Origin of the sequence: Kitasatospora sp. NPDC087315, from assembly GCF_044744345.1 — a bacterium.
In the GTDB taxonomy this organism is placed as follows: domain Bacteria; phylum Actinomycetota; class Actinomycetes; order Streptomycetales; family Streptomycetaceae; genus Kitasatospora.
On record NZ_JBIUYD010000007.1, the window covers coordinates 208,205 to 221,786 of the forward strand.

The following is a 13,582-nucleotide window of genomic DNA, read 5'->3' on the forward strand; positions in this document are numbered from 1 at the left end:
CGACCGGTCGTCCCGTACGACCGTCGGTCCGGCCTTCGGGTAACCGCTGCTGGTGGCGCGAATCGTACGCGCGCACCGGGGGCGACAGGCGGGTGTCCGGTCCGTCGCCCCTTCCCGCACTGGCTGCCCGGCCAACTCTGGGCCGTCCGGGCGACCACGCACGACCCGTGCGGTGAACCGGCAGCTACGTGAAGGTGAATTCTCGGCAACGTCCAGCCGATGCCTTGATCCGATCCTTGGGGAGCGCCCTGGCCGTGCGCTTAGGCTGGCCGCATGGACGTGAATGTGGCCGCCGCCGCTGCCTGCGCCATAGCCGGGCTCGGAGTCGGCCTCACGGCCTCCATCGCATTCCGCTGGAGCGAGCGCGAACAGGCCAGGGGCAGGAACAGCGGCACCAGCGGCAGAAGCAGTGGTCGGCACCAGGGGCTGAGCGCCCCCACCCATGAGGCCCCGCTGCCTCCGGGGGTCGACACGGTGCTCTCCGTGCTGCGCTCCTGCGCGATCGTGCTCGGCGACGGCGACGAGGTGGTCAAGGCCAGCTCGGCGGCGTACGCGATGGGCCTGGTGCGGGGCGGCGCGGTCGCCGTCGACCAGATGCTCTCGCTGGCCCGCGCCACCCGCCGGGACGGCGAGATCCGCCAGGTCGAGCTGGAGCTGCCGCGCCCGGGCACCGCGCGCGCCGTCGAACCGCTCGCGGTGTCGGTGCGGGTGGCCCCGCTGGGCTCCCGGCTGGTCCTGGTCCTGGTCGAGGACCAGACCGAGCGCCGCCGGGTCGAGGCGGTCCGGCGCGACTTCGTCGCCAATGTCAGCCATGAGCTCAAGACTCCGGTCGGCGCCCTGTCGCTGCTCTCCGAGGCGGTCGCCGACGCGGCGGACGACCCGGAGGCGGTCCAGCGCTTCGCCGGCCGGATGCAGATCGAGGCGACCAGGCTGGCCAGCCTGGTGCAGGAGATCATCGACCTCTCCCGGGTCCAGGACGACCGGCTGATGGTCGACCCCGAGCCGGTCGCGGTGGACGAACTGATCGTCGAGGCGATCGACCGCTGCCGCCAGCAGGCCGCCGCCAAACAGATCCTGATCGCCGCCGGCGGCATCGCCGGCCTCTACCTGTACGGCAACCGCGGCCAGCTGGCCGCCGCCCTCGGCAACCTGGTCGAGAACGCCGTCAACTACAGCCCGCCGCGGACCAGGGTCGCGATCGCCACCCGCCGGATCTCCAGCGCCGCCGCCCTCGGCGAGGCCGACGGTGAGCTGATCGAGATCTCGGTGACCGACCAGGGCATGGGCATCTCCGAGAAGGACCGCGAGCGGGTCTTCGAACGCTTCTACCGCGTCGACCCGGCCCGCTCCCGGGCCACCGGCGGCACCGGCCTCGGCCTCTCCATCGTCAAGCACGTGGCCGCCTCGCACGGCGGTACGGTCTCGGTGTGGAGCGTCGAGGGCCAGGGTTCCACCTTCACCCTGCGCCTGCCCGCCGGTCAGGCCCCCGCCACCGACACGACCGACGCCGGACCGACCGCCGCCACGGCGTCGCCGGCGGCACCGAGGACCCTCACCACGGACCGGACGGCCAGCACGGGCCGCGCGGACCGGTCGCTCCCCGCCGGGGAGCGGGAAGAACCCCTGTCAGAGACAACCCAGCTTGCCCCGGAGGCCTGATCGTGACCCGAGTACTGGTGGTCGAGGACGAGGAGTCGTTCAGCGACGCTCTCTCGTACATGCTCCGCAAGGAAGGCTTCGAGGTGGCCATCGCCGCCACCGGCCCCGACGCGCTCGAGCAGTTCGAACGGAACGGCGCCGACCTCGTCCTGCTCGACCTGATGCTGCCGGGGCTGCCCGGCACCGAGGTCTGCCGCCAGCTCCGAGTGCGCTCGAACGTCCCGGTGATCATGGTCACCGCCAAGGACAGCGAGATCGACAAGGTGGTCGGCCTGGAGATAGGCGCGGACGACTACGTCACCAAGCCGTACTCCACCCGGGAGCTGGTCGCCCGGATCCGCGCGGTGCTGCGCCGCCGCGGCGAGGACGGCGGCGCCGGTGACAACGGCGGCGGCCCCGGCGCGCTGGAGGCGGGCCCGGTCCGGATGGACGTCGACCGGCACGTGGTCACGGTGGACGGTGCCAAGGTCGACCTGCCGCTGAAGGAGTTCGACCTGCTGGAGATGCTGCTGCGCAACGCCGGCCGGGTGCTCACCCGGATGCAGCTGATCGACCGGGTCTGGGGCGCGGACTACGTCGGCGACACCAAGACCCTGGACGTCCACGTCAAGCGACTGCGGGCGAAGATCGAGCCGGACCCGGGCGCGCCGCGCTACCTGGTCACCGTGCGTGGCCTCGGCTACAAGTTCGAGCCGTAAACCGCGTCTGGCCCGGCACCGGCCACCGAACCGGTGCCGGGCCAGACGAAAGACCCCCTCCGGCAAGCGCCGGAGGGGGTCTTCTCGTACTGCCGCGCCCGGGCGGGCGGACGTCAGTGGGTGCCGGCGGGGGTGGTGGTGGCACCGGACGGCGTGGTCGCACCGGCGGGTGTCGTCACCGGGGCGGTCGCCCCCGGGGTGGTGGCGGCCGGGGAGCCGACGGCCTTGGACGGCGCGGCCGCCGGGCCGGCGGTCGGGCCCCAGCCCTTGTACAGGCCCTTGTTCGGGCTGACGGCGGCCTGGGTCTCGACCTTGCTCCCGTCCTTGAAGGCGAAGGCGGTGGGCACGAAGCCGCCGACGTTCACGCTGACGGAAGCGACCTTGGCGGACGGGTTGCCACTCCCGCCGAGCAGCACCGCGCCGCCGGCCGGGACGACGATGCTGCTCAGCGGAGCGCCCTTGTCGTCGGCGAAGACCGCGCCGGCACCGTTGCCGACGGTGATGGACTGCAGCTCGGCCGGCTCGGTCCCGGTGTTGCTGATGTTCACCGTCACATTGGCGGGGCCGGTGTGCTCGCCCGAGGACTCGTCCCCGGTCACGACGACGATGTTGTTCAGTCGGAGGGTGGTGCCGAGTGTCGCCGAGGCGTTGTCGGGCTTGATCTCCAGAGTTTCCGGCGTGTTGCCGGCCGCGCAGGAGGACAGCGAAACGATGGCAAGGGCGGCGATGGCGGCGATGCTGCCGCGTCGAAGGCTGCGGCTCACGGCGGCGGCTTCTCCTAGGTCGCGTGGCGGATGGTCAGGCCTCAGATTATCGACCCCACTTATACGCCCCTCACGGGGTGGTCCCCCGTGTCGTGCGCCGAAGGTTCGTGGGGCCCCCATACGGCGGCACTTCCGCGTGTTCAGGTCAACAGTCGACCAAGATCGGATCACGATCGGGAAACGGCCCGATAAACGGTGAAAACCCAAGATCCAATCACGGTTTCGGGAGTGTTGCCGCAGGTTTCGGCAAGCGCCGGAACCGCCTCCGACCTGCGGGAAGCCCCCGCCGAAGGCCGGTCGCAGCACGTCATGGGGGTCCTTGTCAAGCCCCGAGACCGGCCCTGACCTGCGAAAACGCCCTTCGGGTGCGCCGAAAAGCGTGTTATTCTGGAAAGCCACGGAAGGGGTCCTGTCACATGACGTTCAAGGTTGGCGACACGGTGGTCTACCCCCATCACGGGGCCGCGCTGATCGAGGCCATCGAAATTCGCCAGATCAAAGGTGTGGACAAGACCTACCTGGTGCTCAAGGTGCAGCAGGGAGACCTGACGCTCCGCGTGCCCGCTGAGAACGCGGAGTTCGTCGGCGTTCGCGATGTGGTCGGCCAGGAAGGTCTGGACCGGGTCTTCGAGGTGCTCCGCGCACCGTACACCGAAGAGCCGACCAACTGGTCCCGTCGCTACAAGGCGAACCTGGAGAAGCTCGCCTCGGGTGACGTTATCAAGGTCGCCGAGGTTGTGCGCGATCTCTGGCGTCGCGAGCGCGAGCGCGGTCTCTCGGCCGGCGAGAAGCGCATGCTCGCCAAGGCTCGCCAGATTCTCGTCAGCGAGCTGGCGCTGGCCGAGAACACCAACGAGGACAAGGCGGAGACGCTGCTCGACGAGGTCCTCGCCTCGTAGCGCAGTCGGGCTGCCGCCCGCCCGCTCACAGCGCCCGATGTCGGCGCGCCACTCACCGGATGTGATGTCCTGCGAGTGGTGCATTGACACCTCGGGCGCTGAGGCGTGTCCGGACGACGCCTCTCACCCCGAGCCGACCCGGGCATGCAAGATCGTTTCTGCTGTTCTGCGGGCGGCGGGACCATGGTTCTTCGGAAGGGGTCCACCCGCCCGTCGTGCACGCCATGGCCATACCCACTTCGCCGAAGGAGTGAAACCTGAACGCCACAGCAGCAGTCGCAGCAGCAGTGGTGCCCGCCGCCGGACGCGGCGAGCGGCTGGGGCCCGGCGCCCCCAAGGCCCTGCGGGAACTGGGCGGAGTGCCGCTCCTGGTGCACGCCGTGCGGGCGCTGGCCCGCAGCCGGGCGGTCGGCCTGGTCGTGGTGGCCGCGCCGGCGGACGGGGTGGCCGAGGTGGCCGCCCTGCTCGACAGTCACGGTCTGGACGGCAAGGACATCCGGGTGGTGGCCGGCGGGGCGACCCGCCAGGAGTCGGTCCGGCTCGGCCTCGCCGTGATCCCGGCCGAGGTGGAGATCGTCCTGGTGCACGACGCGGCCCGCCCGCTCGTCCCGGTCGAGGTGGTGGACGCCGTCGCGGCCGCCGTCCGGGGCGGGGCCGAGGCCGTGGTGCCCGCCGTGCCGCTCGCCGACACCGTGAAGCGGGTCGAGCCGAGGTCCGGCGGGCCGGAACCGGTGCTCGACACGCCCGACCGGGCCACTCTGCGCGCGGTCCAGACCCCGCAGGGCTTCCGCCGGACGACGCTGGTCGAGGTGCACGCCAAGGCGCTGGCCGAGGAGAGCGCGGGCGGCGCGGGCGCGCTGCCGCCGGTCACCGACGACGCCGGCCTGGTGGAGCGCTTCGGCGGCCCGGTGGTCGTGGTGCCCGGCCACGAGGAGGCGTTCAAGGTGACCCGTCCGCTGGACCTCGTGCTCGCCGAGGCCGTACTCGCCCGCAGGAGGGCCTCCGATGGCTACTGACCCGATCCTGCCCCGTATCGGCATCGGCACCGATGTGCACGCCTTCGAGGCCGGGCGCCCGCTCTGGGTGGCCGGCCTGGAGTGGCCGGGCGCCGAGTACGGCCTGGCCGGGCACTCGGACGCCGACGTGGCCGCGCACGCCTCCTGCGACGCGCTGTTCTCGGCCGCCGGGATCGGCGATCTGGGCGCGCACTTCGGTACCGACCGGCCGGAGTGGTCCGGCGCGTCCGGCGTGACGCTGCTCGGCGAGGCGGCCCGGCTGGTCCGCGCGGCGGGATTCGAGATCGGCAACGTCTCGGTCCAGGTGATCGGGATCCGGCCGAAGATCGGCAAGCGCCGGGACGAGGCGCAGGCCGCGCTCTCGGCGGCGGTGGGCGCGCCGGTCTCGGTCTCCGGCACCACCACCGACGGTCTCGGCCTGACCGGCCGGGCCGAGGGGCTGGCGGCGATCGCCACCGCCCTGGTCTACGAGCGCCGCTGAACCCGAGGGGCCGCGGGCGGGCCCCTCGGGAATAACCGTCGGGTGACGGGTGTTCAGAAGCCTTTGCCGGGGCCCGGGTCGCTACCGTTCGACGCGGGCCCCGCGAGGCCAGGCCCTCGCTACCGGGCCCGCGTCCGACGCCGCGTGACGAGAAGAGGTTCCCGATGACCGCCCATCTCACCGACCAGGCCAAAGCCCTGATCGACGGCAAGAGTTTCGCCGTGGTCTCCACCGTCCAGCCGGACGGCAGCCCCCAGTCCTCCGTGGTCTGGGTGGCGCGGGACGGCGACGACATTCTGTTCTCCACCGTCGAGGGCCGCCGCAAGCACCTCAACCTGGTGAAGGACCCGCGGGCCTCCCTGCTGGTCAACCCGCCGGAGAACCCGTACTCCTACGTCGAGGTGCGCGGCTCCGTCACCGTCACGCGGGAGGGCGGCAGGGAGCTGATCGACCAGCTGGCGCGGAAGTACCAGGGGGCGGACTCCTACGGCTTCGACGGCCCGGACGACGTCCGCGTGGTCGTCCGGCTCACCCCGCACAAGGTGGTCGGCCACCTCTGAGCCGACCCTGAGCGGAGGGGGTGCCTCCTCCCCGTCATGGAGAAGAAACGGCGCTGCCGCGGTATTGACATTTGAGAATGTCGCGGGGCACCCCCTGCTGCCCACTACGCTTGACGCTGTGAGCATTCGCCTGTACGACACCAGCACCCGCCAGGTACGCGACTTCGTCCCGCTTGTACCGGGTTGTGTCTCGATCTACCTGTGTGGCGCTACCGTCCAGGCGGCCCCGCACATCGGGCACATCCGGTCCGGCCTGAACTTCGACATCATGCAGCGGTGGTTCGCCTACCGCGGCTACCAGGTGACCTTCGCCCGGAACGTCACCGACATCGACGACAAGGTCATCGCCAAGGAGCGCCAGCTCGGCACGCCCTGGTGGCAGATCGCCTATGCCAACGAGCGGGCCTTCAACGACGGCTACTCGGTGCTGGGCTGCCTGCCCCCGACCGTCGAGCCGCGGGCCACCGGGCACATCCCCGAGATGATCGAGATGATGCAGGCGCTCATCGCCAAGGGCCACGCCTACGCGGCCGACGGCAACGTCTACTTCGACGTGAAGTCCTTCCCCGAGTACCTGTCGCTCTCCAACCAGAAGCTGGAGAACCTGCGCCAGCCCGAGGGCGAGGGCGAGACCGGCAAGCGGGACCCGCGCGACTTCGCGATGTGGAAGGCCGCCAAGCCGGGCGAGCCCAGCTGGAACACCCCGTGGGGCTGCGGCCGTCCCGGCTGGCACCTGGAGTGCTCCGCGATGGCGCACAAGTACCTGGGCCGGGCGTTCGACATCCACGGCGGCGGGATCGACCTGATCTTCCCGCACCACGAGAACGAGATCGCGCAGTCCAAGGCGTACGGCGACGATTTCGCCAATTTCTGGGTCCACAACGCCTGGGTCACCATGAGCGGCGAGAAGATGAGCAAGTCGCTCGGCAACTCGGTGCTGGTCTCCGAGATGGTCGGGCGCTGGCGTCCGATCGTGCTCCGCTACTACCTGGCGGCCCCGCACTACCGCTCGACCATCGAGTACAGCGAGGAGTCGCTGCGCGAGGCCGAGGCCGGATTCGGCCGGATCGAGGGCTTCGTCCAGCGCGTGGTCGAGCGCTTCGGCCCGGTCGACGCCGCGCCCGAGGTGCCGCCGGCCTTCGCCGAGTCGATGGACGACGACCTGGGCGTGCCGCAGGCGCTGGCCATCGTGCACACCGCCGTCCGCCAGGGCAACAGCGCCCTCACCGCGGACGACAAGGAGAACGCGGTGGCGCGTCTGGCCGAGGTCCGTGCGATGCTCGGAGTGCTGGGTCTCGACCCGCTCGACCGGCAGTGGGCCGGGGCGGAGCGCGGCGAGGACCTGCACGGCGTGGTCGACTCGCTGGTCCGCCTCGTCCTGGAGCAGCGACAGGCGGCCCGGGCCCGCAAGGACTTCGCCACCGCGGATGCCATCCGCGACCAGCTCGGCCTGGCCGGGCTGGCGATCGAGGACACCCCGTCCGGCCCGCGCTGGACGATCAACAGCCAGTAACCCCATCTGACCATGGGGTGAGGGTGGGCCGTACCGGACCGGTGCGGCCCTCCCGCATGACGTAGCGCATGCCGTCGGCCGTCACCGGTCTCACCGGGGCGGCCGGGCATGCCGGACAGACAGGAAGTACAGCCATGGCCGGCAACAGCCAGCGCAGGAACCGCCGCAACGCCGGATCGAAGAAGGGCGCGTCTGTCGGTACCGGCGGCCACAGCCGGAAGGCACTCCAGGGCAAGGGCCCGACCCCGCCCGGCGCCGAGCGCAAGGGCCACCCGAAGCAGCGTGCCGCCAACGCCGCGGTCAAGCGCGAGCGCGACGCCAAGGCGCGGGCCGGCATGCGCCGCAGCGGTGGCGGCGGTCGTGGCGGCCGGGGCGGGGCGGGCGCCGCCGAGCTGGTCGTCGGCCGGAACTCGGTGGTCGAGGCCCTGCAGGGCGGCGTACCGGCCACCGCGCTGTACGTCATGCAGTTCATCGACACCGACGACCGGGTCAGGGACGCCTTCCAGGCCGCCAACGACCGCGGCATCCCGCTGATGGAGGCCCCGCGCCCGCAGCTGGACCAGATGACCGGCGGCCTGAACCACCAGGGCCTGGTGCTCCAGGTCCCGCCGTACGAGTACGCGCACCCCGAGGACCTGCTCGGCGAGGCCGCGGACGCCGGCCAGGACGCGCTGATCATGGCGCTGGACGGCGTCACCGACTCGCGCAACCTCGGCGCCGTGGTCCGCTCCGCCGCCGCCTTCGGCGCGCACGGCGTGGTCATCCCCGAGCGCCGGGCGGCCGGGATGACCGCCGGTGCCTGGAAGACCTCCTCCGGTGCCGCGGCGCGGCTGTCCGTCGCCCGTGCCACCAACCTGACCCGGGCGCTGGAGGCCTACCAGAAGGCCGGCCTGCTGGTGGTCGGCCTGGCCGCCGACGGCGAGGCCGAGATCGGTGACCTGGAGGCGCTGACCGGCCCGGTCGTGATCGTCGCGGGCAGCGAGGGCAAGGGCCTGTCCCGGCTGGTCTCGGAGACCTGCGACATCCGGGTGCGGATCCCGATGCCGGGTGCCACCGAGTCGCTGAACGCCGGTGTCGCGGCGGGCATCGTGCTGTACGAGGCCGCGCGGCTGCGGAGCAAGGTCGGCTGAGCCGCCGGGCCGGAGGAGCGTCGGCGGAGTGCCTGACGCCGCCGCGTCCGCGCCGATCACACGGGGTGTGCGGCGCGCAGGAGATCTTCTGAACTCTCCGCAATCCTGGTGAAAGCGATCGGGCCCGACCGGGCCCGATCGCTTTTCTCATGATCACTTCAAGTGTGCGCCGGATGTCCACTCGGGAGAGTGTCCTAACCGGGGGTCGCCCGTTAGACGGGCGTGGACACCAGAACACCTCGGCGCCCCCTGTTCGGCGAAGGCAGCACCGGGATAGACGCGGGCCCCGGCCTCAATACGGTCAAGGTGCCGTCCGACCCCGCGCGCCTCAGCATCACCCAGGCGAGCTTCCGGCTCCGGCTCGGCGCCCCGGTGGCGCCGCTGATCGAGGCCCCGGCCGGACTGCTGTCCACCGGTGCCGCGTTCGGCGACCCGTACGCCACCCAGGGCCTGATCCGCCGTCCGCTGGTCACCCCGCAGGTGATCGTGCCCGCCTCCGCCGTGCCGGCCCTCGCGGGGGCCGGCGGCGGGGCCGCGCCGCGCCGCAAGGGCCGGGTCACCGCCGTCACCTGGACCGGCCAGGCACCCCCCGGGGACCTCGCGGCCACCCAACTGCTGGAGGCCGTCCGGCTGACCGGCGTACCGGCACCGGCCAGGGGCGGCACGGCCGTGGTCGGCGACGACACCCGGCTGATCCCGCCGTACGCGGGCGCCCGCACCGTCCCGCGCCAGCCGCGCGAGGGCGGGGGCACCGCCACCGAGGCCGGCCACGGCCCGGTCGGCGCGCCGCAGGGCTGGACACCCAGCGGCGAGCTGCCCGAGGTCTCCGCGACGGCGGGCGACGCCAGGCAGCCCTGGTACCCCGGCCGCCGGGTCGACCTCGGCCTGGTGCTGCTGCCGCTGCGCGCCGTACTCGGCTCGCTCTCCGTCTACGCCGGGTTCAGCAAGCTCTGCGACCCGGTGTACTTTGACGGCGGCGAGCGCGGCTCGATGATGCGCTGGCTCTCCTCGCTGCACCCATGGAAGGTCGCCGAGCCGCTGCTGGCCTTCGCCATGGCGCACCCGGTGGGCTCCGGCCTGGTGGTGTCGTTCGCCGAGATCGTGGTCGGCGTGCTGACCGTCCTCGGCCTCTGGCAGCGACTCGCGGCCGGCGCGGCGATGCTCCTCTCCGCCGTGCTGCTGTTCACCGTCAGCTGGCGGGCCGTGCCGGTCTACGACACGCCCGACCTGATCTTCCTCGCGGCGTGGAGCCCGCTGCTGATCGCCGGTGCGCCGTTCGCCTCGCTGGACGGGCGGCTCAACCTGGAGGCCTGGCGGCGGCACGGCTCCGGGGCCCCGGCGGCGCTGCGCCGCCGGGTACTGCGCCGGGGCGCGGTGGTCACCGCGGTGGTCGTCGGTCTGACCCTGCTGCTCGGCTCCATGCTGGGTGCGGCGGTACGGACCGGCAGCCGGCCGCACCCGGCGCCGTCCCGGCCGGCCACCGACTACGGCACCCCGATCTGGCCCAGCGGCGGACCGTCCGTCGCCCCCGGCGGGCCGGGCCCGTCCGCCTCGCCCTCGCCCGGGGGCCCGCGCCCGGGAGCTCCCGCGCCCAGTGGTTCGTCCGGACCGCCGTCCACCGCCCCGGCCTCGCCGAAGGCCGCGACGGCCACCCCGACCGGCAAGGCGCGTTCGACCAAGCCGGAGGGCGGTGCGAGCCCGGCCCCGTCGACGGCGGCGTCGGGCGGCCCGGCGTCGGCCGGGGCGGCGCCCGCGCAGCGCAGCAGTCCGGCCCCGGGCGGCGGCTCGGGGTCGGCGTCCAGGCCCAGCCCCAGCGGTGGTGCGGCCTCCGGGTCGGGCCCCGGTCTGCTCGGCGGGGTGCTGGGCAGCGGGCCGCTGGCCGAGCTGTCCGGTGCCGACGGCCGGTCCTCGCGGCCGGGTTCGCCGACGTCCACCTGACGGGCCGTCCGGCCCCTCGGGGCGGACACACCGGCCGGGTGCTCCATGGGGGAGCACCCGGCCGGTGTGCTGTCCGCCGCGCGGGGCCTTGAGCCGGTCCTGGCGGCCTGCCCTACTGCGGGGCGCGGCCGGCCCCGGCGGCGAGCTCCTTGGCCGCCTCGGTGAGGTCCTTCGCGGTGTCGATGGCGCGCCAGTAGACGCCCTGCGGCAGCTGGTAGCCCGCCAGCCGCTTGCCCCGGGCCAACTGGGGGAAGGTGGTGCGCTCGTGGTCGCCGACGTCCGGCAGCAGCTCCGCGAACTCCGGGCTGAACACGTACAGGCCGGCGTTGATGAGGAACGGCGAGGGCGGGGCCTCGATGAAGTCCAGCACGTTGCCGAACTGGTCCGTCTCCACCGCGCCCCACGGGATGCGCGGGCGGGCCAGCGCGAGCGTCGCGACGGCGTCCCGCTCGTAGTGGAAGGCCGCCATGTCGCGCAGGCTGAAGCGGGTCCAGATGTCGCCGTTGGTGGCGTACCAGGGCTCGTCCGGGCGGGGCAGCGCCTTGGCGGCGTGCTTGAGGCCGCCGCCACGGCCGAGCGGCTCGGCCTCGACGACGGTGCGGACGTTCAGCGGCAGGTCGGCCTTGTCGAGCCACTCCTCCAGCACGTCGGCCAGATGCCCGCAGGAGATGACCACGTCGGTGACGTCCTCGGAAGCGAGCCAGGCCAGCTGGTGCCCCAGGATCGGCGTGCCCGTGCCCGGTATCTCCACCAGCGGCTTCGGGCGGTCGTCCGTGTAGGGCCGCAGCCGGGAGCCCTGGCCGCCGGCCAGGATGACGGCCTGCGTCACGGCCGGCCGGGCGCTCGCCCCGGCGGACGGGGCCGGCAGGGGCTGCGGGGACGTGAGGTCGGCGGTGGGGCCGGAGTCAGCGGTCATGCCTGAACAATAGGCGCGCCCCGCGATGGACTCATAGGGCTGTCTGACAAACCCTAGCCCGCGATACCCGATGCGAACGAGCCGTCGCATACCGGGCGGGCGAAGGAGCGGGCCCGCTGGACGTCGCCCTGGTACTTGCGCACCGCGGCCTTGCCCAGCTCGGTGGCGAGCGAGGAGCAGTACGGCGTCAGCGACGGCTGCTCCCGCATCGAACGCTCCAGCAGGTCCAGCGCGGAGCCCGGGTTGTGCGCGCGCAGCTCGTCCAGCAGCGCGACGCGCAGCGACTCCTGGGGAGCCAGGCCGTCCTGGGGCTTGCCGGCTCCGGAGGCCCGGCCGATCCCGGCGCCGTCGCCGCTGGACGCGGCCACGACCTGCTGGTCGAGCCCGGTCGGAGGGGCCCACGGCACCCTGGTCACGGCGAGGGTGCCGGTGGTCACCAGGACGACGGGCAGGGTGAGGGCGATGGTCTGGCCGATACGGCGAACAAGCTGCTTCACGATCAGGAGAGTAGCGCTGAGTGTGGTCCGGATTGCCCTCCGTTACCCCATCGAGTGACATCGTGTCCGGGTTCGTCCCCTCACCGTGTTGACGCGGCGGCGCTCCGGGCGGGGAAGCGGGTGCCGGTGACCCTGCGGGCCCGGGGTCGGCCGAGGGCTGCCGAGGCGACGGAGCACCCCCGACACGACGGAGCCCCGTCGGACCACGGGTGGTCCGACGGGGCTCCGGCCGCTGTCCTGCGCGGGCCTCAGCTGGAGAGGCGGGCGCCGGTGCTGGTGGAGAAGACGTGGGTCTCGTTGGCGATCGGCACCACGTGAATGGTCTCGCCGCGCTGCGGGACCTGACGGCCGTGCACGCGCACGACCAGGTCCCGGTCCTCGCCGCCGATCTTGGTGGTGCCGTAGACGAAGCCGTCCGAGCCGAGCTCCTCGACCACGTTGACGGTGACGGCGACGCCCTCGATGCCGCCCGACGGGACGACCTCGAAGTGCTCCGGGCGGATGCCGACGGTCACGGTCTTGTCGGTGCCGGAGCCGGCCAGGTCCTCGCGGGAGATGTTGACGACCGAGCCGCCGAACTTCACGCCGCCGTCGACCAGGGGCACCTCGACCAGGTTCATCGCCGGCGAGCCGATGAAGCCGGCGACGAAGAGGTTGGCGGGCCGGTCGTACATGGTGCGCGGGCTGTCCACCTGCTGCAGCACGCCGCCCTTGAGCACCGCGACGCGGTCACCCATGGTGAGCGCCTCGGTCTGGTCGTGGGTGACGTACACCGTGGTGATGCCCAGGCGGCGCTGCAGGCCGGCGATCTGGGTACGGGTCGAGACGCGGAGCTTGGCGTCCAGGTTCGACAGCGGCTCGTCCATCAGGAAGACCTGCGGCTCGCGGACGATGGCACGGCCCATCGCGACACGCTGGCGCTGACCGCCGGAGAGCGCCTTCGGCTTGCGGTCCAGGAACTCGGTGAGGTCGAGGATCTTCCCGGCCTCCTCGACCTTGGCGCGGATCTCCGCCTTGTTGACGCCCGCGATCTTGAGCGCGAAGCCCATGTTCTCGGCGACGGTCATGTGCGGGTACAGCGCGTAGTTCTGGAACACCATCGCGATGTCCCGGTCCTTCGGCGGCAGGTGCGTGACGTCGCGGTCGCCGATGCGGATCGCACCGCTGTTGACGTCCTCCAGGCCGGCCAGCATCCGGAGGCTGGTCGACTTGCCGCAACCCGAGGGGCCGACCAGCACGAGGAACTCGCCGTCCTCGATCTGCAGGTCCAGCGCGTCCACCGAGGGCTTGTCGGCCCCGGGGTAGACACGGGTCGCCTTGTCGTACGTCACAGAAGCCATGGCTGTGCTCTCCTTCACCGGCAGGAACGTGCCGGACGATCCGAGTAAAGGGCGGATGTCGTACCCGTCGGCCCGTCAAGTGGTCTGAACCACTGTGCGAACCGACTCCCGGCGACGCTACCTGCGCTTCCGTCGCTTGTCAGCCCCCAGCAAGCCCGATTTCGGCATCGG

At 72.5% G+C, this 13,582-nt stretch carries 13 protein-coding genes; 9 read left to right on the top strand and 4 right to left on the bottom strand.

The window, feature by feature from the left end; translation table 11 throughout:
• Window positions 1-273 precede the first annotated feature (273 nt).
• Window positions 274-1,659: a sensor histidine kinase gene (locus ACIO5D_RS12655; protein WP_400795021.1), complete on the top strand. Its 1,386-nt coding sequence runs from the start codon at window positions 274-276 to the stop codon at window positions 1,657-1,659.
• 2 nt (window positions 1,660-1,661) lie between these two features.
• Window positions 1,662-2,357: a response regulator transcription factor gene (locus ACIO5D_RS12660; RefSeq protein WP_363612491.1), complete on the top strand. Its 696-nt coding sequence runs from the start codon at window positions 1,662-1,664 to the stop codon at window positions 2,355-2,357.
• Window positions 2,358-2,470: 113 nt separating this feature from the next.
• On the opposite strand, the gene ACIO5D_RS12665 is transcribed toward ACIO5D_RS12660, so the two are convergent.
• The gene (locus ACIO5D_RS12665) at window positions 2,471-3,121 is read right to left on the bottom strand and encodes a DUF461 domain-containing protein (RefSeq protein WP_400795023.1); all 651 of its coding nucleotides are present in this window, start codon (window positions 3,119-3,121) and stop codon (window positions 2,471-2,473) included.
• 416 nt (window positions 3,122-3,537) lie between these two features.
• Here ACIO5D_RS12665 and ACIO5D_RS12670 point away from each other — a divergent pair, with 416 nt between their 5' ends.
• From ACIO5D_RS12670 to ACIO5D_RS12700, 7 genes are all read left to right on the top strand, one after another.
• Window positions 3,538-4,020: a CarD family transcriptional regulator gene (locus ACIO5D_RS12670; protein WP_030244332.1), complete on the top strand. Its 483-nt coding sequence runs from the start codon at window positions 3,538-3,540 to the stop codon at window positions 4,018-4,020.
• Between the two features lie 257 nt (window positions 4,021-4,277).
• Complete coding sequence (ispD, locus tag ACIO5D_RS12675; protein WP_363612513.1) at window positions 4,278-5,036, top strand: 2-C-methyl-D-erythritol 4-phosphate cytidylyltransferase; 759 nt, start codon at window positions 4,278-4,280, stop codon at window positions 5,034-5,036.
• Window positions 5,026-5,517, top strand: coding sequence for a 2-C-methyl-D-erythritol 2,4-cyclodiphosphate synthase (gene ispF / locus ACIO5D_RS12680; RefSeq protein ID WP_400795025.1), 492 nt, complete (start codon window positions 5,026-5,028; stop codon window positions 5,515-5,517). The genes ispD and ispF overlap by 11 nt, the downstream gene beginning before the upstream one ends.
• Window positions 5,518-5,681: 164 nt before the next feature.
• Window positions 5,682-6,077 carry a PPOX class F420-dependent oxidoreductase gene (locus ACIO5D_RS12685; RefSeq protein WP_400795026.1) on the top strand — a complete coding sequence of 132 codons (396 nt, stop codon included), beginning with the start codon at window positions 5,682-5,684 and terminating at the stop codon, window positions 6,075-6,077.
• 118 nt (window positions 6,078-6,195) lie between these two features.
• Window positions 6,196-7,590 (top strand): cysteine--tRNA ligase, encoded by a 1,395-nt coding sequence (gene cysS, locus ACIO5D_RS12690; RefSeq protein WP_363612499.1) that lies wholly within the window; start codon window positions 6,196-6,198, stop codon window positions 7,588-7,590.
• 134 nt (window positions 7,591-7,724) lie between these two features.
• Window positions 7,725-8,720 (top strand): 23S rRNA (guanosine(2251)-2'-O)-methyltransferase RlmB, encoded by a 996-nt coding sequence (gene rlmB / locus ACIO5D_RS12695; protein ID WP_363612501.1) that lies wholly within the window; start codon window positions 7,725-7,727, stop codon window positions 8,718-8,720.
• Window positions 8,721-9,026: 306 nt separating this feature from the next.
• Window positions 9,027-10,658, top strand: coding sequence for a DoxX family membrane protein (locus tag ACIO5D_RS12700; protein ID WP_400659849.1), 1,632 nt, complete (start codon window positions 9,027-9,029; stop codon window positions 10,656-10,658).
• A 112-nt stretch (window positions 10,659-10,770) separates the two neighbouring features.
• On the opposite strand, the gene ACIO5D_RS12705 is transcribed toward ACIO5D_RS12700, so the two are convergent.
• The 3 genes from ACIO5D_RS12705 to ACIO5D_RS12715 form a co-directional block, all read right to left on the bottom strand.
• The gene (locus ACIO5D_RS12705; protein WP_400659846.1) at window positions 10,771-11,574 is read right to left on the bottom strand and encodes an NDP-sugar synthase; all 804 of its coding nucleotides are present in this window, start codon (window positions 11,572-11,574) and stop codon (window positions 10,771-10,773) included.
• Between the two features lie 53 nt (window positions 11,575-11,627).
• Window positions 11,628-12,071: a hypothetical protein gene (locus ACIO5D_RS12710; RefSeq protein ID WP_363612507.1), complete on the bottom strand. Its 444-nt coding sequence runs from the start codon at window positions 12,069-12,071 to the stop codon at window positions 11,628-11,630.
• 248 nt (window positions 12,072-12,319) lie between these two features.
• Entirely contained in the window at window positions 12,320-13,411 is a 1,092-nt protein-coding gene (locus ACIO5D_RS12715; protein WP_363612509.1) for a sn-glycerol-3-phosphate ABC transporter ATP-binding protein UgpC, read from the bottom strand.
• Between the last annotated feature and the right edge of the window lie 171 nt (window positions 13,412-13,582).

Bases quoted from the DNA above. Each gene is read 5' to 3' on its own strand.
- ACIO5D_RS12655 (WP_400795021.1), top strand. From the start codon at position 274: ATGGACGTGAATGTGGCCGCCGCCGCTGCCTGCGCCATAGCCGGGCTC.
- ACIO5D_RS12670 (WP_030244332.1), top strand. From the start codon at position 3,538: ATGACGTTCAAGGTTGGCGACACGGTGGTCTACCCCCATCACGGGGCC.
- ispF (WP_400795025.1), top strand. From the start codon at position 5,026: ATGGCTACTGACCCGATCCTGCCCCGTATCGGCATCGGCACCGATGTG.
- ACIO5D_RS12685 (WP_400795026.1), top strand. From the start codon at position 5,682: ATGACCGCCCATCTCACCGACCAGGCCAAAGCCCTGATCGACGGCAAG.
- rlmB (WP_363612501.1), top strand. From the start codon at position 7,725: ATGGCCGGCAACAGCCAGCGCAGGAACCGCCGCAACGCCGGATCGAAG.
- ACIO5D_RS12705 (WP_400659846.1), bottom strand. From the start codon at position 11,574: ATGACCGCTGACTCCGGCCCCACCGCCGACCTCACGTCCCCGCAGCCC.
- ACIO5D_RS12715 (WP_363612509.1), bottom strand. From the start codon at position 13,411: ATGGCTTCTGTGACGTACGACAAGGCGACCCGTGTCTACCCCGGGGCC.